The sequence below is a fragment of the Pedococcus sp. P2_A3 genome (assembly GCF_056405035.1).
In genome coordinates this window covers 210,920-234,247 of sequence record NZ_JBFUCW010000001.1, presented here as the reverse complement: position 1 = coordinate 234,247, position 23,328 = coordinate 210,920, and the positions used below count along the sequence as shown (strand labels likewise).

Sequence of the window (23,328 nt, the reverse complement as noted above, 5' to 3'; positions counted from 1 at the left end):
CCACGCTAGGCGGTGCCGCTGACAAAGGCTCGGACGCTGTCCGCGACCATCTGCACGGCGATCGCCGACAGGAGGAGTCCCGCGATCCGGGTCACGAGCACGGTGCCGCTGTCCTTGAGCACGCGGTGCACCTGGCTGGCGAAGCGGAAGAACAACCAGACGACGAACATCGTGGCGACCAGGCCGGCAGCGACGGCCACGTAGTCGCCGACCGCGTCGGCCCGCTTGACCTGGAGCATCGTCGCCACGATGGCTCCCGGACCGGCGAGCAGCGGGGTGCCGAGCGGCACGAGCGCGACGTTGACCCCGGCGTCGGCGTGCTGCTCCTGCTCCGAACCCGTCAGCAGCTGGAGCGCCACGAGGAGCAGCAGCAGACCCCCGGCGCCCTGCAGGGCCGGGAGGGAGATGTGGAGGTAGGTGAGGATCTGCTGACCGAAGACGGCGAAGAGCACGATGACACCGAGGGCGACCAGGGAGGCCCGGCGGGCCGCGGCGACCTTCTGCTTCTGGGTCAGCGAGGACGTCAGCGCGAGGAAGATCGGCAGCGCGCCGGGCGGGTCCATGATCACCAGCAGGGTCACGAAGACCGAGCCGAAGGTCTGCAGGTTGATGATGTCGTTCACGCGCGCGCCACCCTGACCACGTCGATACCGCTGGTTGCCTGTTCCTCGATCTGGGCGAGCACCTCAGGGGTCGTGGTGTTCTCGCCGAGCCGGTTGTCCTTGCCTGCGCCGTGGTAGTCGCTCGACCCCGTCACGAACAGCCCCAGCCTGGCGGCCAGCTCGACCGCGTGGGCACGCTCACCCGCCGTGTGGTCGCGGTGGTGCGCCTCCAACCCGGCCAGCCCCGCGTCGGCCATCTGCTCGATGACCGAGTCGTCGACGGTCCACCCGCGACCGTTCGCGAAGGGGTGCGCCATCACGGGCACGCCCCCCGCCTGCCGCACGAGCTCGACTGCGCGCACCGGGTGGGGGGCGTAGTGCGAGACGTAGTAGCGGCTGCCGTTGCGGAGCACGTCGGCGAACGCCTCGTCGCGGGTCTGCACGTAGCCGCTCGCGACGAGTGCGTCCGCGATGTGTGGCCGGCCCATCGTGGTGCCCTCACCCGCCTGCGCCCGCACCTCCTCGGCGGTCACGGGTATGCCGTCGGCGGCCATCAGCTCGACCATCCGGTCGATCCGGGTCACCCTGGAGTCGCGAGCGCGGTCCAGCTCGTGCAGGAGGCCTGGGGCCTCGGGGTCGACCAGGTAGGCGAGCAGGTGGACGCTGACCCCCCGGTGGGAGCAGGAGACCTCGACCCCACGGACCAGGCCCACCCCCAGCTCGAGGGCGGTGCTGACTGCCGCCGGCCACCCGGCATACGTGTCGTGGTCGGTCAGGGCCACGACCTCGAGGCCGGCCCGCGCCGCCTGGGCCACGACCACGTCGGAGGGTTCGGTGCCGTCGCTCGCGGTGGAGTGGGTGTGGAGGTCGATCGGCACGTGCCCAAGGGTAGGGCCCGCGCCGGGACGTTCCTGCCCGCACCGCCGGGTGAGCGCCCCGGTTCGGGTCGGGGCGCTCTCCCGGGTCAGTCGGCGACGGGGCGCAGCTCGACGGTCTCGCCCGGGCCGGCGAACTTCTCGGCGACCTCCTCGGCCCGGGCCTGGCTCGCGACGTCGATGAGGAAGAACCCGGCGAAGTGCTCGGTCGTCTCGGCGTAGGGCCCGTCGGTGATCTTCCGTCGCCCGGCTGACCAGCGGAACAGCCGTGCGTCGTGGGGGCTGCCCAGGGCCTGCCCGCCCACGAGCTCACCGCTGCTGGAGAGGCTCTCGAGCACCGACTCGAAGTCCGCGTTGAGCCCGTCGCGCTCGGCCTCCGTGAGCGACTGGTACTCCGGGAGGAAGTTGCTCGTGGGGTGACCCCACGGCTGCGGGTTGGAGTGGATCAGGATGACGTACTTCATGGTGGTGCTCCCTCTCGGGTTGGTCGTCGGCCGTGCGGCCCTGTCACCACCCTGACGCCCCGCGGTCGGGGCTCTCGATCTTTCGCCGCGTTTTTTCCGGCCGACTGTGGCCGGTGCGGCTCCCGAGCACGCGCTGTGAGGGAACGCACGCGGCATACCGGTGTCCTTGCTGGGCCCACCTCGGCAGGATGGGCCCCATGCAATTCGGACGCAGCTACGAGGAGTTCGAGGTCGGCGCGGTCTACAAGCACTGGCCCGGCAAGACGGTGACCGAGTACGACGACCACCTGTTCTGCCTGCTCACGATGAACCACCACCCGCTCCAYCTCGACGCGAACTACGCCGAGAACACGACCCAGTTCGGGAAGAACGTGGTGGTGGGCAACTACATCTACTCGTTGCTGCTCGGGATGAGCGTGCCCGACGTCTCGGGCAAGGCCATCGCCAACCTGGAGGTCGAGTCGCTGCGCCACGTCGCCCCGACCTTCCACGGCGACACCATCTACGGGCAGACCGAGGTGCTCGACAAGTGGGAGTCGAAGTCCAAGGACGACCGCGGGGTCGTGCACGTCGAGACCAAGGGCTACAACCAGGACGGCACGCTCGTGTGCATCTTCCGCCGCAAGGTGATGGTGCCCAAGGAGAGCTATCTCGAGGCGCGCGGCGGGGAACAGCCCGGTCGCCCCGAGCTCGTCGAGCCACCCGCGAAGGACTGAATGATCGACCCGGTCTGCTGGGTCGCCAGCGTCCCGCCGCACTAGGGTCACCTCATGGCCGATTTCGTTGGTGCTGTTGACCAAGGAACCACGAGCACCCGGTTCATGGTGTTCGACCACGACGGCGCCGAGGTCGGGCGCCACCAGCTCGAGCACGAACAGGTCATGCCCCAGGCAGGCTGGGTGGAGCACAACCCGCTCGAGATCTGGGAACGCACCCAGACGGTGATCGGCTCCGCGCTCTCCCACCTCGACCTCCAGCCCTCGGACCTGTCCGCGTTGGGGATCACCAACCAGCGCGAGACGACTGTGGTGTGGAACAAGCGAACCGGTCGCCCCCTCCACAACGCCATCGTCTGGCAGGACACCCGCACCGACCGGATCGCGCGGGCCCTCGACCAGTCCGGCAAGGGTGACGTCATCCGCGAACGCGCCGGAATTCCCCCGGCGGCGTACTTCTCCGCGGGCAAGGTCCAGTGGATCCTCGACCACGTCGACGGCGCACGGGCGGCCGCCGAGCGGGGGGACGCCCTCTTCGGCACGATCGACACCTGGCTCCTGTGGAACCTCACCGGCGGGACCGACGGCGGGGTGCACGTCACCGACGTCACGAACGCCAGCCGCACCATGCTGATGGACCTGCGCACCCTCGACTGGGACGACGAGCTCCTCGGGTTCTTCGACATCCCGCGGGAGATGCTCCCCACGATCAGGCCGAGCTCCGACCCCCAGTTCTACGGGCTGACCCGCCCCGGCGGGCCGCTCGGGGGCGAGGTGCCGCTCGCCGGCGACCTCGGCGACCAGCAGGCCGCGACCGTCGGCCAGGTCTGCTTCGCACCCGGCGAGGGCAAGAACACCTACGGCACCGGCAACTTCATGATCCTCAACACGGGCGAGGAGATCGTCCGCAGCGAGTCCGGGCTGCTCACCACGCTCTGCTACCAGCTCGGTGACGCCAAGCCGGTCTACGCGCTGGAAGGCTCGATCGCCGTCACCGGCTCGGCGGTCCAGTGGCTGCGGGACCAGCTCGGCATCATCTCGGGTGCGGCAGACATCGAACGCCTCGCCAAGCAGGTCGACGACACCGGTGGCCTCTACTTCGTCCCGGCCTTCTCCGGGCTGTTCGCCCCCTACTGGAGACCCGACGCCCGCGGCGCCATCGTCGGCATGAGCCGCTTCAACACGAACGCTCACCTGGCCCGCGCCACGCTGGAAGCCATCTGCTACCAGACCCGCGACGTGTCCGACGCGATGACCAAGGACAGCGGCGTCGAGCTCGAGGTGCTCAAGGTCGATGGTGGCGTGACCGCGAACGACCTCTGCATGCAGCTGCAGTCCGACATCCTGGGCGTCCCGGTGTCCCGCCCGGTGGTCGCCGAGACGACGGCGCTCGGCGCGGCCTACGCTGCTGGTCTGGCCACCGGGTTCTGGTCAGGCACCGACGAGCTCCGCGCCAACTGGCAGGAGTCAAAGCGGTGGTCACCGACCTGGTCGGACCGGCAGCGCAGTGACGGGTATGCCGGGTGGCGCAAGGCCGTGGAACGCACCCTGAACTGGGTGGACGTCGACGAGGGGTAGGACATGGGTCTGGCAGGTACGCACACGGCGCTCTCGCCGCAGGGTCGCGAACGCGCGATCGAGACCCTCAGCGGCGGGGAGGAGCTCGACCTGCTCGTCATCGGTGGCGGCGTGGTCGGCAGCGGCACCGCGCTCGATGCGGTCACCCGGGGCCTGTCCACCGGGCTGATCGAGCAGCGGGACTTCGCGAGTGGCACCTCCTCCCGCAGCAGCAAGCTCATCCACGGCGGGCTGCGCTACCTCGAGATGCTCGACTTCGCCCTCGTCAGGGAAGCCCTCCACGAGCGCGGCCTGCTCCTCACCCGCCTCGCGCCCCACCTCGTGCGCCCCGTCCCGTTCCTCTACCCCCTCACCCACCACGGGTGGGAACGCGCCTACGTCGGTTCGGGCATCGCCCTCTACGACGCGATGGCCATGAGCTCCGGTCTCGGCGCGGGCCTCCCCCACCATCGGCACCTCACCCGCCGGCAGGCGCTGCGGCTCATGCCGAGCCTCAAGAGCAGTGCGCTCACGGGGGCCGTGCAGTACTACGACGCGCAGGTGGACGACGCCCGACACACGATGGAACTCGCCCGCACGGCCGCCAGCTACGGCGCCCACGTCGCGAATCGCGTTGCTGCGGTTGGATTCCTGCGACAGGGCGAACGCGTCACGGGGGTGCGGGCGGTCGACAAGCTCACCGACCGCGAGTTCGTGGTGCACGCCAAGCAGATCATCAACGCGACCGGGGTCTGGACCGACGACACCCAGGCCATGGTCGGCGAGCGCGGCCAGTTCCACGTGCGGGCGTCCAAGGGGATCCACCTCGTCGTGCCCCGTGACCGGATCCACTCCTCGACCGGGCTGATCCTGCGCACCGAGAAGTCCGTCCTGTTCGTCATCCCCTGGGGCCGGCACTGGATCCTCGGGACGACCGACACCGACTGGGCGCTCGACAAGGCGCACCCGGCGGCCACCCGCGCAGACATCGACTACCTCCTCGACCACGTCAACCGCGTGCTCGCCACTCCCTTGACCCACGAGGACGTCGAGGGTGTCTACGCCGGGCTCCGGCCCCTGCTCGCCGGCGAGTCCGAGTCGACCAGCAAGCTGTCGCGCGAGCACGTGGTCGCCCACAGCGCGCCGGGCCTGGTCGTCGTGGCCGGCGGCAAGTACACGACGTACCGCGTGATGGCCCGGGACGCCGTGGACGAGGCGGCGCAGGCCATCCCCGGTCGGATCGCGGAGTCCACCACCGACACCATCCCCCTGCTCGGTGGGGTCGGCTACCAGGCCGCCTGGAACCAGCGCCAGACGCTCGCCCGCGCCTCGGGGCTGCACGTCGCACGCATCGAGCACCTCCTGCGCCGGTACGGCTCCCTCACCCAGGAGGTCCTCGACCTGGTCGCGGAGCGGCCGGAGCTCGGCGAGCCACTGGAGGGCGCGGAGGACCACCTGCGGGCCGAGGTCGTGTATGCGGCCTCCCACGAAGGCGCGCTGCACCTGACCGACGTGCTGACCCGTCGCACCCGGATCTCGATCGAGGCCTGGGACCGCGGAGTCTCCGCCGCCCCCGTCGCCGCAGCCCTGGTGGCGCCCGTGCTGGGGTGGGACGAGGCCCGCACCGCGCAGGAGATCGCGATCTACCTGGGGCGGGTGGAGGCCGAGCGCGTCAGCCAGACCATGCCCGACGACGCCAGTGCCGATGCGGCCCGGCGCAGCGGCCCTGACGGCACCCTCTGAGCCGCCCGGTCACCTCGCACCACGTTGGACATACTTTGAACATTGCAGGTCAGACGGTTAGCGTGACAGGTCCCGCAGTGGATCCCGTCCGATAGCCCACCGTCCTGGCCGGCACGCTGGGGCAGACCGAGTAAGGAGAGCGTCGCATGCCGTCGTCGAGCATCCTGTGGCTGCGCCGCGACCTGCGCCGCGGCGACCTCCCTGCCCTGGGAGCAGCCCACGCCGCCGCCACCGCTGACGGCCAGGGTGAGGTGGCGGTGGTCTTCGTCCTCGACCCGGCCCTGTGGGGCGGCGCCGGGGACGCCCGACGCGCGTGGCTGGCCGAGAGCCTCAAGGCCGTCGACGCGGCATACGAGGGGAGGCTGTGCGTGCGGGAAGGCGACCCGGTGGACGTCGTCCCGGCGCTCGCGCACGAGCTGGGCGCGACCTCGGTGCACGTCTCCCGCGAGACGACCCCCGCAGGACGGCGCCGTGACCGCAAGGTCGCCGCAGCCCTCGGCGGGGCCGGCGTCGACTGGGTCGAGACCGGCACACCGTATGCCGTGGGACCGGGTTCGGTGCTCAACGGCAGCGGGGCCGCCTACCAGGTCTTCACCCCCTTCTCGAAGGCGTGGCGGGAGCACGGGTGGCCGGCCCCCGCCGAGGAACCACCGGGCCTGCGGCTGGCCCAGGTGCGGTCCGACCAGTCCGCGCTGGTCGCCCTGAGGGACGCCCGCGGGGCCACGGACCTCCCCGCCCTCCCGGAGGCGGGTGAGGAGGCCGCCCTGCGGCGGTGGGCCGACTTCCGCGACGGTGCGCTCGCCGACTACGGCACCGACCGTGACCGCGCCGACCTCGACGGGGTGTCGCGGCTGTCCCCCTACCTCAAGATCGGTGCCGTCCACCCCCGCACCCTGCTGGCCGACCTCGCGGACGGACGGCGGAACCTCGGCAAGGGCGCCGACCGGTTCGAGACCGAGCTGGCCTGGCGCGAGTTCTACGCCGATGTCCTGTGGCACCACCCGCGCTCGGCCTGGCACGACCTGCGTCCCGCCCTGTCGGGGATGGACTACGACGACGCGGGCGAGGCGGTCGAGGCCTGGCGCCAGGGACGCACGGGCTACCCCGTGGTGGACGCCGCGATGCGGCAGCTGCTGAGCGAGGGGTGGATGCACAACCGGATGCGGATGGTCACGGCCAGCTTCCTCACCAAGGACCTGCACGTCTGGTGGCCCGTGGGCGCCCGGCACTTCCTCGACCACCTCATCGACGGCGACATCGCCTCGAACAACCACGGTTGGCAGTGGGTGGCCGGCACCGGCACCGACGCCTCTCCCTACTTCCGGGTCTTCAACCCGGTCACGCAGGGCCTGCGCTTCGACCCGCACGGCGACTACGTCCGTCGGTACGTCCCGGAGCTCGCGCACCTCGAGGGGCCGGCCGTCCACGAACCGTGGAAGCACGACGACGGGTACGCCCACGGCTACCCCGCGCCAATCGTCGACCACGCCGACGAGCGCCGTGAGACGTTGCGTCGCTACGAGTCGGTCCGCGGATGAGCGAGTCCACGCCGGGCGCCCATCGAGCATCGGCCGCGAGCCGCGGACTGCACCCGGTGCACGAGGTCCGCGACTTCATCCGCGCTGCGCTCGTCACCCCGGTCGCCCGTGACCACACCGAGAGCGACGCCGCCTTCCGCCGCCGCCGGCTCGTCGCCCTGGTCACCCTCGTCATCGGCGCAGGGGTGCTCGCGTTCGCGCTCCGGATCCAGCCCGGCGACCCGATGTTCTACGCCGCGACGCTCGGCCTCGCGGTGATCTGGACCGTCGGGGCGTTCACGTCGGGTCCCCTGCACCTCGGGCGGGCCCACACGCGGTCGGGCGGCGAGGACGCCCGCCCCATCGTGCAGTCGCTCGCGCTCGGCGCCCTGCTGCTGGCCCTGTTCCTCGCCGGAGCCCTCGTCGTGGCGCAGGTGCCCGTGCTGCGCGACCCCGTGCAGCACCTGCTCGACCACGCGCGGCTGGGCTCGCTCGCGCTGGTGGCGGTCCTCACCGCCGTCAACGGGATCGCCGAGGAGCTCTACTTCCGTGGCGCGCTCTACTCCGCCGTGGGTCGTCGCCATGCGGTGGCGATCACCACCGTCGTCTACGCGCTGACCACGATCGGGGCCGGCATACCGCTGCTCGTCCTCGCGGCCGGCCTGCTCGGCCTCCTCACCGCCCTGCAGCGCCGCGTCACCGGCGGCATCCTCGGCCCGGCCATCACGCACCTCACGTGGTCGCTCGGGATGCTCTTCCTCCTGCCCGCCGTCCTCTCCACCGGAAGCTGAACACATGAGTGACACCGCACCCCGCACGGCGCTCGTCACGGGCGCCACCGGCTACATCGGTGGCGAGCTCGTGCCCGCCCTGCTCGACGCCGGTTGGAGGGTGCGCGTGCTCACCCGAAGAAGGTCCGGACTCGACGGCCGCCCGTGGCGCGACGCCGTCGACGTGGTCGAGGGTGACGCCACCTCACAGGATGACCTGGGCCGGGCCCTCGAGGGCGCGGAGGTCGCCTACTACCTCCTGCACTCGATGGACGGGCAGGGCAGCTTCGTCGAGCGTGACCGCACGATGGCGCAGGGGTTCGCGGCCGCCGCCGCCGATGCCGGCATCGCCCGCGTGGTCTACCTCAGCGGCCTGCACCCCTCGGGCGAGCTCTCCGAGCACCTCGCCTCGCGGGTCGAGGTGGGAGAGATCTTCCTCGCCGGTCCGGTGCCGGCCACCGTCCTGCAGGCCGGGGTGGTCCTCGGCGACGGTTCGGCGTCCTTCGACATGCTGCGCCACCTCACCGAGCGGCTCCCCGCCATGGTCGCGCCCAAGTGGGTCGACAACCGGATCCAGCCCATCGCCGTCGACGACGTCGTGCACTACCTCGTCGGTGCCGCCGACCTCCCCGCCGACAGCAACCGCACGTTCGACATCGGCGGGCCCGAGGTGCTGACCTACGCCGACATGATGCAGCGCTACGCGCGGGTGGCCGGCCTGGGCCGCCGGCTGGTCGTCTCCGTCCCGGTGCTGACGCCCCGCCTCGCGGGCCTCTGGGTCGGGCTCGTCACGCCGATCTCGGCCGGCATCGCCCGCCCGCTGGTCGGCAGCCTGGTCCACGAGGCCATCTGCCACGAGCACGACGTGGAGGACGCGATCGGCCCTCCGCCCGGCGGCCTGGCCAGGTTTGACGAGGCCGTCCGCGCCGCGCTGCGCACCGTCGACCCGCTGCTCTGGCGGCGCACGGTGCAACGCACGGCGGGCACCGTGGCGGCCGCGGCCGTCGTGGGATCGCTGCTCACCGACCCGAAGTCGCGCTGGTACGCCTCCCTCGACAAGCCGTCCTGGCAGCCGCCACCCGCCGCCTTCCCGGTCGTCTGGACCGGCCTCTACGCCGAGGTCGCCCTCCTCACCGCCGCGGCCTCGGCCGTCCTCGCCGAGCGCGACCACCCCGACCAGGCCCGCGACCTCGAACGCGCCCTCGCGGTCAACATGGTCCTCAACGCCGGGTGGACCGGGCTGTTCTTCCGCGCCCACCGCCCGTGGGTGGCCGCCGCCGAGTGCGCGGCCCTGACCGTGAGCAGCGTGGACCTCGCCCGACGTGTGGCGCCAGCCGGACGGGGTAAGGCCACCGGACTGCTCGCGTATGCCGGGTGGTGCGCCTTCGCGACCGCCCTCACCACAGCCATTGCCCGACGCAACCCGCAGCACTGACCACAGGAGCACCTGAATGCCCACCGTCCGACGCACCGTCACCACCACGGCCCCGCCCACCCGGGTGCTGCCCTACCTGCTGGACTTCGAGAACGCCGTGGAGTGGGACGCCGGCACGGTCAGCTGCGAGCTGCTGTCCGGCGACGGCTCCCCCGGCACGGTGTGGCACAACGTGTCGAAGTTCGCCGGGCGCACCGTCGACCTCGACTACACGCTGGAGAGCGTGACCGACCACGGCTTCGTCATCGTGGGTCGCAACGAGACCACCACCAGCCGAGACACGATCACCGTCTCCCCCGACGGCACCGGGTCGTCGGTCGACTACCAGGCGGAGTTCTCCTTCACCGGGCTCGGCCGCTGGCTGTGGCCGGTGGCGATGCCGTTGCTCACCAAGCTCGGCAACGACACCGCCCGCACCCTCAAGTCGGCCCTCGACCGGCTGTAGCCGTGCCGAGGCTGAGGAAGGTCTCGCCCCAGTCGAAGGGCTGGCGGCGCCGCCGCGCGGGCAAGGGTTTCGTCTACCTCGACGAGACCGGTGCCCGTCTTGGCGCCGCTGACGTCGAGCGGATCCGGTCGCTGGCGATCCCACCGGCGTGGGAGGACGTCTGGATCTGTCCGCTGCCCCAAGGACACATCCAGGCGGTGGGTACGGACGTCGCGGGCCGGCGCCAGTACCTCTACCACCCGGTCTGGCGGCTCAAGCAGGACCAGACGAAGTTCGACCGGGTGCTCTCGGCGGCGGCCAAGCTGCCGGCGGCCAGGCGCCGGATCCTCAGTGACCTCGCCCTCGAGGGCATGCCGCGCGGTCGGGCCGCCGCCACGGCGGTGCGGCTGCTCGACCTCGGGTACTTCCGCATCGGCAACGACGCGTACACCCAGGACAACGGCTCGTTCGGTCTGACCACCCTCGAACGCCAGCACGTCCGGCGACGCGGTGACGTCATCGTGTTCACCTTCGTCGGCAAGTCGGGCATCGAGCACACGATCGAGATCGACGACGCCGCGGCCATCGAGGCGCTGGACCGGATGCGTCGACGCAAGTCGGCGAGCCGGCGCCTGCTGGCCTACCAGGACGCCCGGCGCTGGGCCGACCTCGACTCCACGGCCGTCAACGCCTACCTGGGTGAACTGCTGGGCGGTGAGCTGACTGCCAAGGACTTCCGCACCTGGCACGCCACCGTGCTGGCAGCGGTCGCCCTCGCCGCGAGCGACGAGCCCGGCGACACCCCGGCGTCCCGCAAGCGCGCGATCAAGGCAGCCGTCGACGAGGTGGCGGGGTACCTCGGCAATACCCCGACCATCGCCAAGAACTCCTACATCGACCCGCGCGTGCTCGACCGCTACGAGTCGGGCTCCACCATCGACGTGGACCCGTCGCGCTACCGCACGCCCGAGCGCCGCCAGGCCGCCATCGAGAAGGCCGTGCTCGCGCTCCTGTCCGACGCCTGAGCGGCTCGCCCGGCTCGGTCGACCTGACCGAGCCGGGCGAGCCCGGTGGCCAAGGTGACTCGTCGCGGGTGCCGCGCCCCGGGACGTCGGGCACCCGGCATACCATGGCGCGGTGAGCGAAGAGCAGAAGAAGCCGGAGAACCGCGCCCGCCCCACCACGGACGAGTTCCGTGCGTTCGTCGCCGAGGACTGGGCGCCGCGCCGCCCCGGGCCCAGCGCGCTGAGCGAGGCCGCGCGGTATGCCGCGGCGCGGCGCGAGGCGGTCAGCGCCGCGTTCCAGGGCGACCGGCTGGTGATCCCCGCCGGCGGCCTCAAGGTCCGCAGCAACGACACCGACTACGTCTTCCGGCCGCACAGCGCGTTCGCCCACCTCACCGGGCTGGGCGGCGACCGCGAGCCCGACGCCGTGCTCGTCCTCGAACCGCGCGATGACGGCACCCACGAGGCCGTCCTCTACTTCCGTCCGCTGGCGGGTCGCGACACCGACGAGTTCTTCGCCGACGCCCGCTACGGCGAGTTCTGGGTCGGGGCACGTCCGACCATCGAGGACATCGAGACCGAGCTCGGGGTGACCGGGCGCCACATCGACGAGTTCTCCGACGCCGTGGTCAAGGACGCCGGTGAGGTGACGGTGCGCCTGGTCCGCGACGCCGACCGCGACCTCACCCGTGAGCTCGACACCGCGCGCACGTCGGTAGCGACCTCCGCGACGGCCGAGCAGGACGACCTCACCGAGGCCGACGACGAGCTCGCCCACTTCCTGTCGACCCTGCGCCTCACCAAGGACGAGTGGGAGGTCGAGGAGATGCGCAAGGCGGTCGCGGCGACCCACCACGGGTTCGAGGCCGTCATCGCCGACCTGCCCGAGGCCATCGCCAAGGGCCGCGGCGAGCGCTGGGTGGAGGGCGTCTTCGGCCTCACCGCGCGGCACGAGGGCAACGGCGTCGGGTACGACTCCATCGCCGCCGCCGGCGACCACGCCACCACCCTGCACTGGATCAAGAACACCGGGGAGCTGCGTGACGGCGACCTCATCCTGCTCGACGCCGGGGTGGAGGTGGAGTCGCTGTTCACCGCGGACATCACCCGCACGCTGCCGGCCAACGGCACGTTCACCGACGCCCAGCGCGAGGTCTACGACGCCGTCTACGCAGCCCAGGAGGCAGGGCTCGCCGCGGTCAAGCCGGGCAACAAGTTCTCCGACGTCCACGCCGCCGCGATCACGGTCATCGCGGAGCACCTGCACGCCTGGGGCCTGCTGCCCGAGGGCGTCTCGGTCGAGGACACGCTCGACAAGGAGCACGGCCAGTACCACCGCCGCTGGATGGTGCACGGCACGAGCCACCACCTCGGGCTCGACGTGCACGACTGCGCCCTGGCCACCCGCGAGGAGTACATGGACGCCGAGCTGCTGCCGGGCATGGTGCTGACCGTCGAGCCGGGGCTCTACTTCAAGGCCGACGACCTCAAGGCACCGGAGCGGTTCCGGGGCATCGGGGTGCGCATCGAGGACGACGTGCTGGTGACCGAGGACGGCCACGAGAACCTGTCGGCAGCCATGCCGCGCAGCTCCGCCGACGTGGAGGCCTGGATCCGCGCCGTCCAGGGCTGAACCATTATTTGGGGCGCGACTCCTCCCGCCCGCCCTCGTTCCTCGGGCAGGCAGCGGGAGGTCGTCGTCGCGCCCGTATCCCTAGCGTCGTTCGACGACGTCGAGGGTGAGGGCCTTGTCGACGCCGGCCGCCTGGCCGCCCCAGCCGAGGATCATGCCGATCAGCTCGGCCGGCTTGGGGAAGGTGTCCGGCAGGGCGTCGTTGTAGGCCCGGTGCGCCTCGAGTGACGCGACGGCCTGGTCGACGTGGTCGCCCACGTCGACGTAGTGCGTGGCGGTCGGGGAACCCGCGAAGCAGAGCCGCTTGACGTTCCAGGGCTCGAAGCCCTCCTCGACCAGCTCAGGGAAGATCCAGCGGTTGCCGGCGTCGGCCACGGCATCGGCGCAGGCGAGCCCGACGGCCCGGTGGTCGGCCTGGTTGAGCATTCCCTGGACGAACCGGTCGCCGTAGTGCCCCGTGATGACGACCTCCGGCTTGCGGCGGCGGATCTCCCGGGCGATGTCGCGCCGCAGGGCCAGCCCGTACTCGACGTTGCCGTCCCGGTGGGTGCCGAAGTCCACCTCGGTCACCCCGACGATCGCGGCGCCGTCGCGCTCCTCCTGCTCGCGGACGCCGGCCGCCTCGTCGGGGTGCATGGTGTCGATGCCGGCCTCACCCCTGGTCAGCAGGAAGTAGGTCACCGTCTTGCCGGCTGCCGTCCACCTGGCCACCCCCGCGGCCGTTCCGTACTCGATGTCGTCCGGGTGCGCCACCACGCACAGGACGGATGCGAAGTCGTCGCCGAAGTCGGCGAGAGCGGGCTTGTCCCCTCCGGTCTCAGTCATGGACCAGAGGGTATGCCGCGCGGGCGGGTCCGCGCCCCCCCGTGGACGCCCCACCCCCGCGAGTCTTTGAGCGATCCGACGGGTCCTGGTCCGCCGGATCCTGCAAACTCTCGCGCGCCCCGCGGCCTCAGACCGTCGGGGGCGTCTGCTGCGCCTGCTCGGCGGCGGCCCGCTGGCGCTCGGCCTCGCGCGCGGCGTCGACCTGCGCCTGCGCGGCCGCCATCGGGTCCATCTTGGTCAGGAGCTCACGACCCTGGGCCGCGAACTTGTGCTCCACCAGGACCTCGTACTGGGTGGCCACGACCTGCATCACGGAGGTGAAGTCACGCGTGCCGCCGGTCAGGGCGTAGCCGATGAGCGCCCACACCAGACCGAACACGGCACCGAACGCCACCGTGAGGAGCACGCCGATGAAGCCTGCTCCGTTGCCGGTGTCGAACAGCGCGAAGATCAGGCCGACGAACAGGCCGAGCCACGCGCCCGAGACGAGCCCACCCACCGCGACCCGGCGCCGGGTGAGCCGACCAGTGACCCGCTCCAGCTGCTTGAGGCCGGTGCCGACGATCAGGACGTTCTGCACCGGGAACTCGTGGTCGGAGAGGTAGTCCACGGCCTTCTGGGCCTTCTCGTAGGTGTCGTACCGCCCGAGGGACATCGGGTACTCCAACGCCAGGACCGCGCGGGACCTGGCCATGGCATTCGGCTGCGTGCTCATGCCACCAGTGTGTCAAAGCCCGCTGGTAGTCTGCTGGACGGTACCCGATCGCCACCTGAGCGGTCCGCGCGAGCCAGCCGCGCGGCATACCTCAGCTCTTGAGCTTGAAGTCCTCGAGCAGGCGGCGGCCGATGATCATCTTCTGGATCTCGGCGGTGCCCTCACCGATCAGCAGCATGGGCGCCTCGCGGTAGAGGCGCTCGATCTCGTACTCCTTCGAGTACCCGTAACCGCCGTGGATGCGGAAGCTCTGCTCCACCACGTCGGCACAGTTCTCGGCGGCGAGGTACTTGGCCATGCCGGCCTCGAGGTCGTTGCGCGCGCCCGCGTCCTTCAACCGGGCGGCCTTGACCATCATCTGGTGGCTTGCCTCGACCTTGGTCGCCATGTCGGCGAGCCGGAAGAGGATCCCCTGGTGCTCGGCGATCTTCTTGCCGAAGGTCTCGCGCTGCTGGGCGTAGGCGATCCCGAGCTCGAAGGCCCGCATCGAGACGCCACAGGCCCGGGCGGCGACGTTGACTCGACCCACCTCGACGCCGTCCATCATCTGGTAGAAGCCCTTGCCCGGCTCGCCGCCGAGGATCTGGGCGCTGGTGGTGCGGTGGCCCTCCAGCACCATCTCGGTGGTGTCGACGCCCTTGTAGCCCATCTTCTCGATCTTGCCGGGGATGGTGACGCCCTGGGCGGTCTCGCCGAAGCCGGCCGTCTTGTCGATGAGGAAGGTCGTCATGTTCTTGTAGACCGAGTCTGCGCCGAGGTCCGTCTTCACCAGCACCGCAACGAGATTCGCGCTACCGCCATTGGTGAGCCACATCTTCTGGCCGGTGATCGACCAGTTGTCGGTGTCTGCGTCGCGGACGGCCTTGGTCCGGATCGCCGAGACGTCGGATCCCAGTCCCGGCTCGCTCATCGAGAAGGCACCGCGGATCTCGCCGGTCGCCATCTTCGGCAGGTAGCGCTGCTTCTGCTCCTCGGTGCCGTGCTGCAGCAGCATGTAGGCGACGATGAAGTGCGTGTTGACGATGCCGCTCACCGACATCCAGCCGCGGGCGATCTCCTCGACGACCAGCGCGTAGGTGAGCAGCGACTCGCCCAAGCCGCCGTACTCCTCGGGGATCATCAGCCCGAAGATCCCCATCTCCTTCATGCCCTCGACGATCTCGGTGGGGTACTCGTCCTTGTGCTCGAGCTCCTGCGCCACCGGGATGATCTGCTCGTTGACGAACTCGCGCACGAGCTTGACCAGCTCCGTCTGCTCCTCGGTCAGGCCGTCGGTCTGCTGGAGTCGGGACATGGGGTTCGCCACCTTGCGATGTTGGGATTCAGATTCGGGGGATCAGGACCTCCCGCGAGTATGCCGAGTGGCCCAGTCCCAGCACAGGTTCAGGCCGTGTGAGCCTCCCCACCCAGACCGCACCCTTACCGGGTCCCGGTAAATCAGTGGCGGCAGGCGTGGGGGGTCTGCCACGATCATCCGGTATGCCGCGCGGCACAGGCCCGCGCGCACGACTCCCTGAGGGGAACGAAGGAGGCACGAGATGTCCACGACTGTCCTGGGCGCGCCCGCTGCCCTTTCCCTTCGTTCGATGGAGTCCACCCATGCAGTTCCAGGAGCACCTCTCCTTCTCGTTTGACAGCCTCCCCGACGCACCCCCCGAGGGTGAGCGTTGGTCCAGCTGGGACGGTGCCACGCACGGTCCGAAACCCCGACCCGACTGGGTCATCACCGCGCTCGGCGCGGTCGAGTCCGACCTCGGCGTCCTCAAGACCGGCAAGGAGGCCGACGTCCACATCGTCCGGCGCTGGCTGCCGGACGGCACGACCACGCCTGCCGTCGACTCGTTCCTCGCCGCCAAGCGCTACCGCACCGGTGAGCACCGCCTGTTCCACCGCGACGCCGGCTACCACGAGGGGCGGCGGGTCCGTCGCAGCCGCGAGATGCGGGCGATGTCCCGGCGCACCGAGTTCGGCAAGGAGCTGCTCTCGGGCCAGTGGGCCATCGCCGAGTTCGAGGCGCTGGCCACGCTGTGGGAGATGGGCCTGCCCGTGCCCTACCCCGTGCAGCTCAGCGACCGCGAGATGCTCATGGAGTTCATCGGCGGCGAGGGCGAGGCGGCCCCACGCCTGGCCCAGACCCGACCGTCCGCCGACCTCCTGCCGGAGCTGTTCGAGCAGCTGCGCACCTCGATGGTCACCTTGGCCAGGCGCGGCTGGACGCACGGCGACCTCTCCCCCTACAACGTGCTGCTCCACGACGAGCGGCTCGTGATCATCGACTGGCCCCAGATCGTCGACATCATCGGCAACCCTCGGGGCTTCGAGTTCCTCGAACGCGACGTCGCGAACATGTGCCGCTGGTTCGTCAGCAGGGGGCTCGAGGTCGACGAAGGCGAGCTGCTCGGTGACCTCGTCGCCGAGGCGACGTCGCGCTGGTAGCCGGCCACGCGGCATACCGGGGTCCGGCGCGCCGCGTCCTAGGGTGAGGCCATGGCCACGATCACCCGCCGCGCCCTGCTCGCGGGGGCCGGCGGCGCGGGCGTCCTGGCCGCGGCGGGATGTCGCGGCCAGGACGTGTCGGGGGTCACCGTGCGGTCCGGGTCGTTGCGCAGCACGCACTGGCCGGGTCGCGACATCCACTGGCAGGTCGCGCACCAGACCGAGGGCGACCCCCAGACCCAGCCGGTCGTGGTCGTCCTGCACGGCAAGGGGGGCGACGCCTCCCACGCCTTCCGGGTCCTGAGGCTGCAGGAGCACGTCCGCTCGGCCGGCGTCACGCTCGCGTCGGTCGACGGCGGCGACTACTACTGGCACGCCCGACGGGCCGGCATGGACACCGGTGCCATGGTCGTCGACGACTTCCTGCCGCTCGTCGCCCGTGAGACCGGGTATGCCGGGAAGGTCGCCTTCCTCGGCTGGTCGATGGGCGGCTACGGATCGCTCCTCCTGGCCAGCGAGCTCGGGCCCGACCGCGTGTTCGCGGTGGTGGCCGAGAGCGCGGCGCTGTGGACGGACGCGGGCCTGAGCGCAGCAGGGGCCTTCGACGACCGGGAGGACTTCGAGGCGCACGACGTGTTCGACCGGAGGCGGACCGCCGTCCTGGCGAGGATCCCGGTACGGATGGACTGCGGTCGCTCCGACCCGTTCGTGCCCGGCAACACCGCCTTCGGCCAGGCCCTGCCGTCAGCGAAGCTCACCTTCGACGAGGGTGGGCACACCGCGGGGTACTGGACGAGCCACGGCGGCCCGCAGCTGCAGTGGGTGCGCCAGCAGTACGACCGTCAGTAGACGACGACGCGGCTGCCGATCGGCATGAGGTTGTCGGCCCAGATCATGTCCATGGCGGGGTTGCTGACCCGCGCGCAGCCGTGCGAGGCGGGGTAGCCGGGGACACTCCCTGCACCGTGCACCGCGATCCCGCCGTTGAAGTAGCGCGGACGCCACAGGTCACCCAGGGGGCCCTTGTCGAGGTGGTTGACGGAGCGGTAGGTGCTGAAGGTACCCACCGGCGTGGTGGCGATCCGGGTCGAGCCCTGGCTCGTGTAGCTCTGACCGCTGCCGGTGCTGGTGTTGAGGATCGTGGTGACCTTGCCGCCCCGCACGACGAGCAGCAGCTGACGGGCTTTGTCGATCTCGATGCCGGTGCCCCCGATCCGGGACTGCGGGCGCACGCCGTTGAGCAGTGCGCGCCGGGTCGCGGGTCCGAAGACGCCGTCACGGCCGAGTCCGGCGGCCTTCTGCAGGGCCATCACCGCCTGGGAGGTCAACCCGCCGTACACGCCGTCTGCCGATCCGTTCCAGTACCCGAGCGCGGTCAGGCGCTGCTGGACCTCCTTGACGTACGGCCCCTTGTCGCCCGCGTAAAGCGTGTCTCCGGCGGTGGGCTCCGGCTTGGGAGTGGGCTTGGGTGGGGTCGGCTTGCTGGTCGGCTTCGGCACCGTCGTGGTGGTCGTGGGTGCGGGGGTGGTGGAGGTCGGCTCGGGCGTGGTGGTTCCCGAGTCCGTCGGGACGGGGTCGACCGTCGTCGGGTCTGGTGTGGCGGGGTCGTTCGCGGAGGTCGCGCCCTGGGCCGCTGAGGGGGTGGCCGAGGTGCTCTTGCCGAACGTGATGCCGCCGCAGCCGCTCAGCGCGAGCGCGCCGACCAGCACCGACGCGGCCAGCCCGGCCCGTGATCGAGTCCGCCTGCAGTCCATCGAGTCCCCTTCCTGGCCGGTGGATGCGTCCACCGGCGACGACCTGTCAGTCATGGTGACGCACGCGGCGGCGTTTCGGTTGTCCACCGCGCCGAGATCGTGACCATGCCGAATCGTGACCAGGCGGGATCGTGACCAGGCGGAGTCGTGACCAGGCGGGATCGTGACCACGGTGAGCTGCCCGGCCCCGGGCGGCGGTCCCTGCCGCACCGCCCCGGGCCGGGCACCATGTCCCCCGACATGGCGCGGTCGCTCTCCCCGAGAGCGACCGCACTCACCAAGACGCGGCCGAGGCCGGAAAGGTTGCCTCGATCTCCCTGTTGATTTCTCAACCAGGGGGGCCAGCTCGGGTCAGCCCTCCGCCAGGGCGGTGATCGCCTCGTGGATGGCCAGCACCCGCCGGGCGGTCTCGACGTGCAGGCTCTCGACAAGGCGCCCGTTGAGTGTGACGACACCCGCACCGGCGCCGGCCTCCCACGCTGCCAGCACCGCCCGCGCGTCCTCCACGGCCGCCTCGTTCGGCGCGAACGCCGCGTTGCACGGCTCGACCTGTCCGGGGTGGATCAGGGTCTTGCCGTCGAAGCCGAGCTGCCGCCCCTGCACGCACTCGGCGACGAAGCCTTCGGCGTCCTTGACGTCGTTGAACACACCGTCGAGGATCACCGTCCCGGTGGCCCGAGCCGCCAGGAGGCACAGCGACAGCCCGGTGAGCAGCGGGGCGCGCCCGGGTACGTGCTCGGCGTGCAGCTCCTTCGCGAGGTCGTTGGTGCCCATCACGAGCACGGAGAGGCGGTCGGAGGCCGCGGCGATCTCCTCGCAGTGCAGCATCGCCCGGGGGGTCTCGACCATGGCCCAGAGCGCGGTGCGTGCGGGAGCGCCCGCTGCCTCCATGGCGGCGACCAGGGCGCGCACCTCGTCGCCCGACCCCACTTTGGGCACCACGACGGCGTCGGGACCGGCCGCACAGGCCGCACGGAGGTCGTCCTCGTGCCACTCGCTGCCGAGGCCGTTCACCCGGATCGCGAGCTCACGACGCCCGTACTCACCCGACCGAGCCGCCGCGCAGGCGTTGGCGCGCGCCGCGTCCTTGGCGTCGGGGGCGACGGCGTCCTCGAGGTCGAGGATCAGGGCGTCGACGGCCAGCGTCTTGGCCTTCTCCAGTGCCCGTTCGTTGGAGGCCGGCAGGTAGAGCACCGAACGGCGCGGACGGTAGGCCGTGGCGGCGACCACCTCAGGCACCGTCGCCGTCACGCGGGGCCGGCTCGGCGGCATACAGCGTCGCGAGCTCGGGGTCGGTGGCGGCGAGCCGCTCGGCGAGCTCGAGCATCACCTGGCACTGCTTGAGGGAGGCGTCGTCCTCCATCTTCCCGTCGAGCATGACCGCGCCGGTGCCGTCACCCATCGCCTCGACCACCCGGCGGGCGTGGGCGACGTCCTCCGCGGACGGGCTGAAGACGCGCTTGGCGATCTCGATCTGCACGGGGTGCAGCGACCAGGTGCCGACACACCCGAGCAGGAAGGCGTTGCGGAACTGGTCCTCGCAGGCGACGACGTCCTTGATGTCGCCGAACGGCCCGTAGTACGGGAAGATCCCGTGCATCGCACACGCGTCGACCATCCGCGCGATCGTGTAGTGCCACAGATCCTGTTGGTACGTCTGACGACTCGCGTTGATGTCACCGTCCACGGGGTCCGCACGCACGAGGTAGCCGGGGTGGCCGCCGCCGACGCGGGTGGTCTTCATCCGACGGTCGGCTGCGAGGTCGGCCGGGCCGAGGGAAAGCCCCTGCATGCGCGGGCTGGCACCGGCGATGGCCTCGACGTTGGCCACGCCGCGGGMCGTCTCGAGGATCGCGTGCACGAGGATCGGTCGCCGCAGTCCGGCGCGCGCCTCGAGCTGGGCGAGCAGGCGGTCGACGTAGTGGATGTCCTCCGGCCCCTGCACCTTCGGCACCATCACGACGTCGAGCTTGTCGCCGACCTCGGTCACGAGGGTGGTGAGGTCGTCCAGCACCCAGGGGCTGTCGAGGGAGTTGACCCGGGTCCACAGCTGCGTGGAGTCACCGAAGTCGGTGGCCCGCGCGATCTCGACGAGTCCGGCGCGCGCGGCCTCCTTGCGGTCCGCCTTGACGGCGTCCTCGAGGTTGCCGAGCAGCACGTCCACGGTGCCGACCATGGCCGGGATCTTGGCGGCCATCTTCTCGTTGCTCGGGTCGAAGAAGTGGATCACGCGAGAGGGGCGCGAGGGCACCTGCGTGAGCGGGGTGGGAGCACCCACCGCCAGCGGGGCGAAGAAGTCCTTGGGGCTGCGCACGCGGCGACGCTAGCAGCGACAGTCTCACCGCGGTTATGACACAGTTCACGTGTGACCGAGCCCGCGCGCGAGCCTGCCGATGTCGGCACCGCGCCGACGCAGCCCGAGGGCACCGTGACCACGCCCCCGACCGTCACGCCGGTCAACGTCACGCCGGTCAACGTCACGCCGGTCAACGTCACCGCGCTGTTCTCGGAGGCCGCGACGAAGTCGGGGCTGATGTGGGTCCAGCCTCCCGGCGAGCGTGCGTGGCCGTTCTGGCACGCCTGGGCCGACGACACCGTGTATGCCGTGTCGGGGCCCGGCGAGCAGACCCTCCCCTGGCTCCCGGGCGAGGTGCTGCTGATCCTGAGGAGCAAGGACACCGGCGGTCGGCTGCTGACGGTGCAGGCCACCGTCCACGAGATCGCCCCCACCGACGAGGCCTGGGGGCCGGCGACCGAGGCGCTGCGAGCCGGTCGCCTCAACGCCCCCGAGGACGCGGTCGAGCGGTGGGCGCGCGAGTGCACGGTGCGGGCGCTGCGGCCGTTCGGCGCCCCGGTGGAAGGGCCCGGTTCGTACCCCACGACCTCCGGGGCCGCACCCGTGCCACCCAGCGAGGCGACGACCGCCACCTGGCGCCCGTGGCACTGGCGGGGACGCCCGCGGCGGCGGCGCGGGAACCGCCTCCCGGACGACGGCTGACCAGCCGGTTAACCTTGCGGCGTGAGCACTCCGTCGCGCGTCTTCGTCGGCCGCCTGACCAGCCTGAGCGTGTTCGACCCGCTCGGTGACCAGGTCGGTCGCGTTCGCGACGTCGTCGTCACGTTCGGCGCCTCCCGCCGCCGTCCCCGCATCATCGGCCTCGTCGTCGAGGTGCCCGGGCGGCGCCGCGTGTTCGTGCCGATGACCCGCGTGACGTCCGTGGACGGCGGACAGGTCATCACCACCGGCCTCGTGAACATGCGCCGGTTCGAGCAGCGCACCAACGAGGTGCTGGTCATGGCCGAGATCCTCGAGCGGCCGGTCACGGTGCACGACCCCGAGGGCGACTACGAGGCCACCGTCGAGGACGTCGCCATCGAGCGCGAGCGCAGCCGCGACTGGGCGATGTCGAAGGTCTTCGTGCGACAGGGCGCGGGGCGCAGCTCGCTCGGGCCGTTCCGCCGCCGCCGTGGGGCCACCGTGCTGGTACCCGTCGAGGACGTCACCGGCATCCACCAGTCCACGGCCGGGCAGTCGGCGGCGATGCTGCTGGAGACCTACGACGACCTGAAGTCAGCCGACCTCGCCGGCGTCATCCACGACCTGTCCCCCAAGCGCCGGGCCGAGGTGGCCGAGGCGATGGACGACGACAAGCTCGCCGACGTGCTCGAGGAGCTCCCCGAGGACGACCAGGTCGAGATCCTCGAGACGCTGCCGGTGGAGCGTGCCGCCGACGTGCTCGAGGCGATGGAACCCGACGACGCGACCGACCTGCTGCACAACCTCACCGCGGAGAAGCAGGAGGAGCTCCTCCAGCTCATGGAGCCGGACGAGGCTGCCGACCTGCGCCGGCTGCTGACCTACGACGAGGAGTCGGCCGGCGGCATGATGACCACCGAGCCGGTCATCCTCGGTCCGGAGGCCTCGATCGCCGAGGCCCTGGCCGTGGTGCGCCGGGCGGAGATCTCGCCGGCCCTCGCGTCCACCGTCTACGTCTGCCGGGCACCCCACGAGACCCCCACCGGCAAGTTCCTCGGCATCGTCCACATCCAGCGGCTGCTGCGTGAGCCGCCCCACGGCGCCATCGGCGGCATCCTCGACAAGGAGATCGAACCGCTGACCGCGGATGCCCCACTGGGCCAGGTGACGCGGATCCTGGCCACCTACAACCTCGTCGGCGTGCCGGTGGTCGACGGCGACGGCCGGCTCATCGGTGCGGTCACGGTCGACGACGTCCTCGACCACATCCTCCCCGACGACTGGCGTGAGGACCGGCACGAGGTGACCCATGGCTGAGCGCGACCGCCGGGTGGCCTCCAACCGGCTCGACCAGCCCCGTGAGGTCCGCAGGGCCCTGCTGCCACGTCCCACGATGAGCCAGGAGACCTTCGGGCGGTGGAGCGAGCAGTTCGCCCGCTTCATGGGCACCGCCTCGTTCCTCATCGCGATGACGGTGTTCGTCGTCTTCTGGGTCGTGTTCAACCTCGTGTCGCCGAAGGACTGGCGGTTCGACAACTACCCGTTCATCTTCCTCACGCTCATGCTGAGCCTGCAGGCGTCGTATGCCGCGCCGCTGATCCTGCTCGCCCAGAACCGCCAGGCCGACCGCGACCGCGTCGCGCTCGAGCAGGACCGCGCCCGCGACGAGCGCAACCTCGCCGACACCGAGTACCTCACCCGCGAGGTGGCCTCCCTGCGTCACGCGATGGGCGACGCCGCCACCCGCGACTTCCTCCGCTCCGAGCTGCGAGGGCTGCTCGACGAGCTGGAGGACCGCGGCCTCGAAGTGCGCCGACGTGAGGCAGATGACAGCCCCTCGAGCGCGACCGGTTCTTCGAGGGAGCTGGGCGCGACCTAACA

At 71.2% G+C, this 23,328-nt stretch carries 23 protein-coding genes; 14 read left to right on the top strand and 9 right to left on the bottom strand.

The window, feature by feature from the left end; translation table 11 throughout:
* Positions 1-5 precede the first annotated feature (5 nt).
* The 3 genes from AC1DX8_RS01165 to AC1DX8_RS01155 all read right to left on the bottom strand — a co-directional run bounded on the left by AC1DX8_RS01165 (position 6) and on the right by AC1DX8_RS01155 (position 1,941).
* The gene (locus AC1DX8_RS01165) at positions 6-623 is read right to left on the bottom strand and encodes a MarC family protein (protein ID WP_477628068.1); all 618 of its coding nucleotides are present in this window, start codon (positions 621-623) and stop codon (positions 6-8) included.
* Complete coding sequence (locus tag AC1DX8_RS01160) at positions 620-1,480, bottom strand: PHP domain-containing protein (protein ID WP_477628067.1); 861 nt, start codon at positions 1,478-1,480, stop codon at positions 620-622. Before AC1DX8_RS01160 ends, AC1DX8_RS01165 begins: the two co-directional genes overlap by 4 nt.
* Before the next feature lie 86 nt (positions 1,481-1,566).
* The gene (locus AC1DX8_RS01155) at positions 1,567-1,941 is read right to left on the bottom strand and encodes a YciI family protein (protein WP_477628066.1); all 375 of its coding nucleotides are present in this window, start codon (positions 1,939-1,941) and stop codon (positions 1,567-1,569) included.
* A 188-nt stretch (positions 1,942-2,129) separates the two neighbouring features.
* Between AC1DX8_RS01155 and AC1DX8_RS01150 the strand changes: the two genes are divergently transcribed.
* From AC1DX8_RS01150 to AC1DX8_RS01110, 9 genes are all read left to right on the top strand, one after another.
* Positions 2,130-2,657 carry a MaoC family dehydratase gene (locus AC1DX8_RS01150; RefSeq protein WP_477628065.1) on the top strand — a complete coding sequence of 176 codons (528 nt, stop codon included), beginning with the start codon at positions 2,130-2,132 and terminating at the stop codon, positions 2,655-2,657.
* Positions 2,658-2,711: 54 nt separating this feature from the next.
* Positions 2,712-4,235 carry a glycerol kinase GlpK gene (gene glpK, locus AC1DX8_RS01145; protein WP_477628064.1) on the top strand — a complete coding sequence of 508 codons (1,524 nt, stop codon included), beginning with the start codon at positions 2,712-2,714 and terminating at the stop codon, positions 4,233-4,235.
* Between the two features lie 3 nt (positions 4,236-4,238).
* On the top strand, positions 4,239-5,957 hold the full coding sequence (locus AC1DX8_RS01140; RefSeq protein ID WP_477628063.1) for a glycerol-3-phosphate dehydrogenase/oxidase: 1,719 nt from the start codon (positions 4,239-4,241) through the stop codon (positions 5,955-5,957).
* A 146-nt stretch (positions 5,958-6,103) separates the two neighbouring features.
* On the top strand, positions 6,104-7,495 hold the full coding sequence (locus AC1DX8_RS01135) for a cryptochrome/photolyase family protein (RefSeq protein WP_477628062.1): 1,392 nt from the start codon (positions 6,104-6,106) through the stop codon (positions 7,493-7,495).
* Complete coding sequence (locus tag AC1DX8_RS01130) at positions 7,492-8,265, top strand: CPBP family intramembrane glutamic endopeptidase (protein WP_477628061.1); 774 nt, start codon at positions 7,492-7,494, stop codon at positions 8,263-8,265. Before AC1DX8_RS01135 ends, AC1DX8_RS01130 begins: the two co-directional genes overlap by 4 nt.
* A gap of 4 nt (positions 8,266-8,269) precedes the next feature.
* Complete coding sequence (locus AC1DX8_RS01125; RefSeq protein ID WP_477628060.1) at positions 8,270-9,679, top strand: tryptophan-rich sensory protein; 1,410 nt, start codon at positions 8,270-8,272, stop codon at positions 9,677-9,679.
* A 16-nt stretch (positions 9,680-9,695) separates the two neighbouring features.
* Positions 9,696-10,124 carry an SRPBCC family protein gene (locus AC1DX8_RS01120; RefSeq protein ID WP_477628059.1) on the top strand — a complete coding sequence of 143 codons (429 nt, stop codon included), beginning with the start codon at positions 9,696-9,698 and terminating at the stop codon, positions 10,122-10,124.
* Positions 10,125-10,126: 2 nt separating this feature from the next.
* Positions 10,127-11,128, top strand: coding sequence for a DNA topoisomerase IB (locus AC1DX8_RS01115; protein WP_477628058.1), 1,002 nt, complete (start codon positions 10,127-10,129; stop codon positions 11,126-11,128).
* 112 nt (positions 11,129-11,240) lie between these two features.
* Positions 11,241-12,740 carry an aminopeptidase P family protein gene (locus AC1DX8_RS01110; RefSeq protein ID WP_477628057.1) on the top strand — a complete coding sequence of 500 codons (1,500 nt, stop codon included), beginning with the start codon at positions 11,241-11,243 and terminating at the stop codon, positions 12,738-12,740.
* Between the two features lie 81 nt (positions 12,741-12,821).
* Here the strand turns inward: AC1DX8_RS01110 and AC1DX8_RS01105 are convergent, their stop codons facing one another.
* The 3 genes from AC1DX8_RS01105 to AC1DX8_RS01095 form a co-directional block, all read right to left on the bottom strand.
* Positions 12,822-13,565, bottom strand: a complete 744-nt coding sequence (locus AC1DX8_RS01105) for a PIG-L deacetylase family protein (RefSeq protein WP_477628056.1) — start codon at positions 13,563-13,565, stop codon at positions 12,822-12,824.
* Between the two features lie 127 nt (positions 13,566-13,692).
* Positions 13,693-14,280 (bottom strand): YflT domain-containing protein, encoded by a 588-nt coding sequence (locus tag AC1DX8_RS01100; protein WP_477628055.1) that lies wholly within the window; start codon positions 14,278-14,280, stop codon positions 13,693-13,695.
* Between the two features lie 91 nt (positions 14,281-14,371).
* Positions 14,372-15,574 (bottom strand): acyl-CoA dehydrogenase family protein, encoded by a 1,203-nt coding sequence (locus AC1DX8_RS01095; RefSeq protein ID WP_477628054.1) that lies wholly within the window; start codon positions 15,572-15,574, stop codon positions 14,372-14,374.
* Positions 15,575-15,879: 305 nt separating this feature from the next.
* On the opposite strand from AC1DX8_RS01095, the gene AC1DX8_RS01090 reads away from it, so the two are divergent.
* Positions 15,880-16,716, top strand: a complete 837-nt coding sequence (locus AC1DX8_RS01090) for a serine protein kinase RIO (protein ID WP_477628053.1) — start codon at positions 15,880-15,882, stop codon at positions 16,714-16,716.
* Between the two features lie 51 nt (positions 16,717-16,767).
* Complete coding sequence (locus tag AC1DX8_RS01085; protein WP_477628052.1) at positions 16,768-17,565, top strand: alpha/beta fold hydrolase; 798 nt, start codon at positions 16,768-16,770, stop codon at positions 17,563-17,565.
* On the opposite strand, the gene AC1DX8_RS01080 is transcribed toward AC1DX8_RS01085, so the two are convergent.
* From AC1DX8_RS01080 to AC1DX8_RS01070, 3 genes are all read right to left on the bottom strand, one after another.
* Positions 17,559-18,470, bottom strand: a complete 912-nt coding sequence (locus AC1DX8_RS01080) for a L,D-transpeptidase family protein (protein WP_477628051.1) — start codon at positions 18,468-18,470, stop codon at positions 17,559-17,561. The genes AC1DX8_RS01085 and AC1DX8_RS01080 overlap by 7 nt on opposite strands.
* 351 nt (positions 18,471-18,821) lie before the next feature.
* Positions 18,822-19,721, bottom strand: a complete 900-nt coding sequence (locus AC1DX8_RS01075) for an HpcH/HpaI aldolase/citrate lyase family protein (protein WP_477628050.1) — start codon at positions 19,719-19,721, stop codon at positions 18,822-18,824.
* On the bottom strand, positions 19,702-20,784 hold the full coding sequence (locus AC1DX8_RS01070; protein ID WP_477628049.1) for an HpcH/HpaI aldolase/citrate lyase family protein: 1,083 nt from the start codon (positions 20,782-20,784) through the stop codon (positions 19,702-19,704). The genes AC1DX8_RS01075 and AC1DX8_RS01070 overlap by 20 nt, the downstream gene beginning before the upstream one ends.
* A gap of 51 nt (positions 20,785-20,835) precedes the next feature.
* Between AC1DX8_RS01070 and AC1DX8_RS01065 the strand changes: the two genes are divergently transcribed.
* From AC1DX8_RS01065 to AC1DX8_RS01055, 3 genes are read left to right on the top strand one after another with little or no spacing between them, the layout of a single operon-like run.
* Positions 20,836-21,468: a hypothetical protein gene (locus AC1DX8_RS01065; RefSeq protein WP_477628048.1), complete on the top strand. Its 633-nt coding sequence runs from the start codon at positions 20,836-20,838 to the stop codon at positions 21,466-21,468.
* A gap of 21 nt (positions 21,469-21,489) precedes the next feature.
* Entirely contained in the window at positions 21,490-22,764 is a 1,275-nt protein-coding gene (locus AC1DX8_RS01060) for a magnesium transporter MgtE N-terminal domain-containing protein (RefSeq protein ID WP_477628047.1), read from the top strand.
* The gene (locus AC1DX8_RS01055; protein ID WP_477628046.1) at positions 22,757-23,326 is read left to right on the top strand and encodes a DUF1003 domain-containing protein; all 570 of its coding nucleotides are present in this window, start codon (positions 22,757-22,759) and stop codon (positions 23,324-23,326) included. Before AC1DX8_RS01060 ends, AC1DX8_RS01055 begins: the two co-directional genes overlap by 8 nt.
* Positions 23,327-23,328: the final 2 nt, after the last annotated feature.

What these genes read in the sequence shown, in the direction of transcription:
- AC1DX8_RS01140 (WP_477628063.1), top strand. Translation starts at nt 4,239, where the DNA reads ATGGGTCTGGCAGGTACGCACACGGCGCTCTCGCCGCAGGGTCGCGAA.
- AC1DX8_RS01080 (WP_477628051.1), bottom strand. Translation starts at nt 18,470, where the DNA reads ATGGACTGCAGGCGGACTCGATCACGGGCCGGGCTGGCCGCGTCGGTG.
- AC1DX8_RS01135 (WP_477628062.1), top strand. Translation starts at nt 6,104, where the DNA reads ATGCCGTCGTCGAGCATCCTGTGGCTGCGCCGCGACCTGCGCCGCGGC.
- AC1DX8_RS01090 (WP_477628053.1), top strand. Translation starts at nt 15,880, where the DNA reads ATGCAGTTCCAGGAGCACCTCTCCTTCTCGTTTGACAGCCTCCCCGAC.
- AC1DX8_RS01100 (WP_477628055.1), bottom strand. Translation starts at nt 14,280, where the DNA reads ATGAGCACGCAGCCGAATGCCATGGCCAGGTCCCGCGCGGTCCTGGCG.
- AC1DX8_RS01105 (WP_477628056.1), bottom strand. Translation starts at nt 13,565, where the DNA reads ATGACTGAGACCGGAGGGGACAAGCCCGCTCTCGCCGACTTCGGCGAC.
- glpK (WP_477628064.1), top strand. Translation starts at nt 2,712, where the DNA reads ATGGCCGATTTCGTTGGTGCTGTTGACCAAGGAACCACGAGCACCCGG.
- AC1DX8_RS01155 (WP_477628066.1), bottom strand. Translation starts at nt 1,941, where the DNA reads ATGAAGTACGTCATCCTGATCCACTCCAACCCGCAGCCGTGGGGTCAC.
- AC1DX8_RS01095 (WP_477628054.1), bottom strand. Translation starts at nt 15,574, where the DNA reads ATGTCCCGACTCCAGCAGACCGACGGCCTGACCGAGGAGCAGACGGAG.
- AC1DX8_RS01055 (WP_477628046.1), top strand. Translation starts at nt 22,757, where the DNA reads ATGGCTGAGCGCGACCGCCGGGTGGCCTCCAACCGGCTCGACCAGCCC.
- AC1DX8_RS01130 (WP_477628061.1), top strand. Translation starts at nt 7,492, where the DNA reads ATGAGCGAGTCCACGCCGGGCGCCCATCGAGCATCGGCCGCGAGCCGC.
- AC1DX8_RS01125 (WP_477628060.1), top strand. Translation starts at nt 8,270, where the DNA reads ATGAGTGACACCGCACCCCGCACGGCGCTCGTCACGGGCGCCACCGGC.
- AC1DX8_RS01120 (WP_477628059.1), top strand. Translation starts at nt 9,696, where the DNA reads ATGCCCACCGTCCGACGCACCGTCACCACCACGGCCCCGCCCACCCGG.
- AC1DX8_RS01085 (WP_477628052.1), top strand. Translation starts at nt 16,768, where the DNA reads ATGGCCACGATCACCCGCCGCGCCCTGCTCGCGGGGGCCGGCGGCGCG.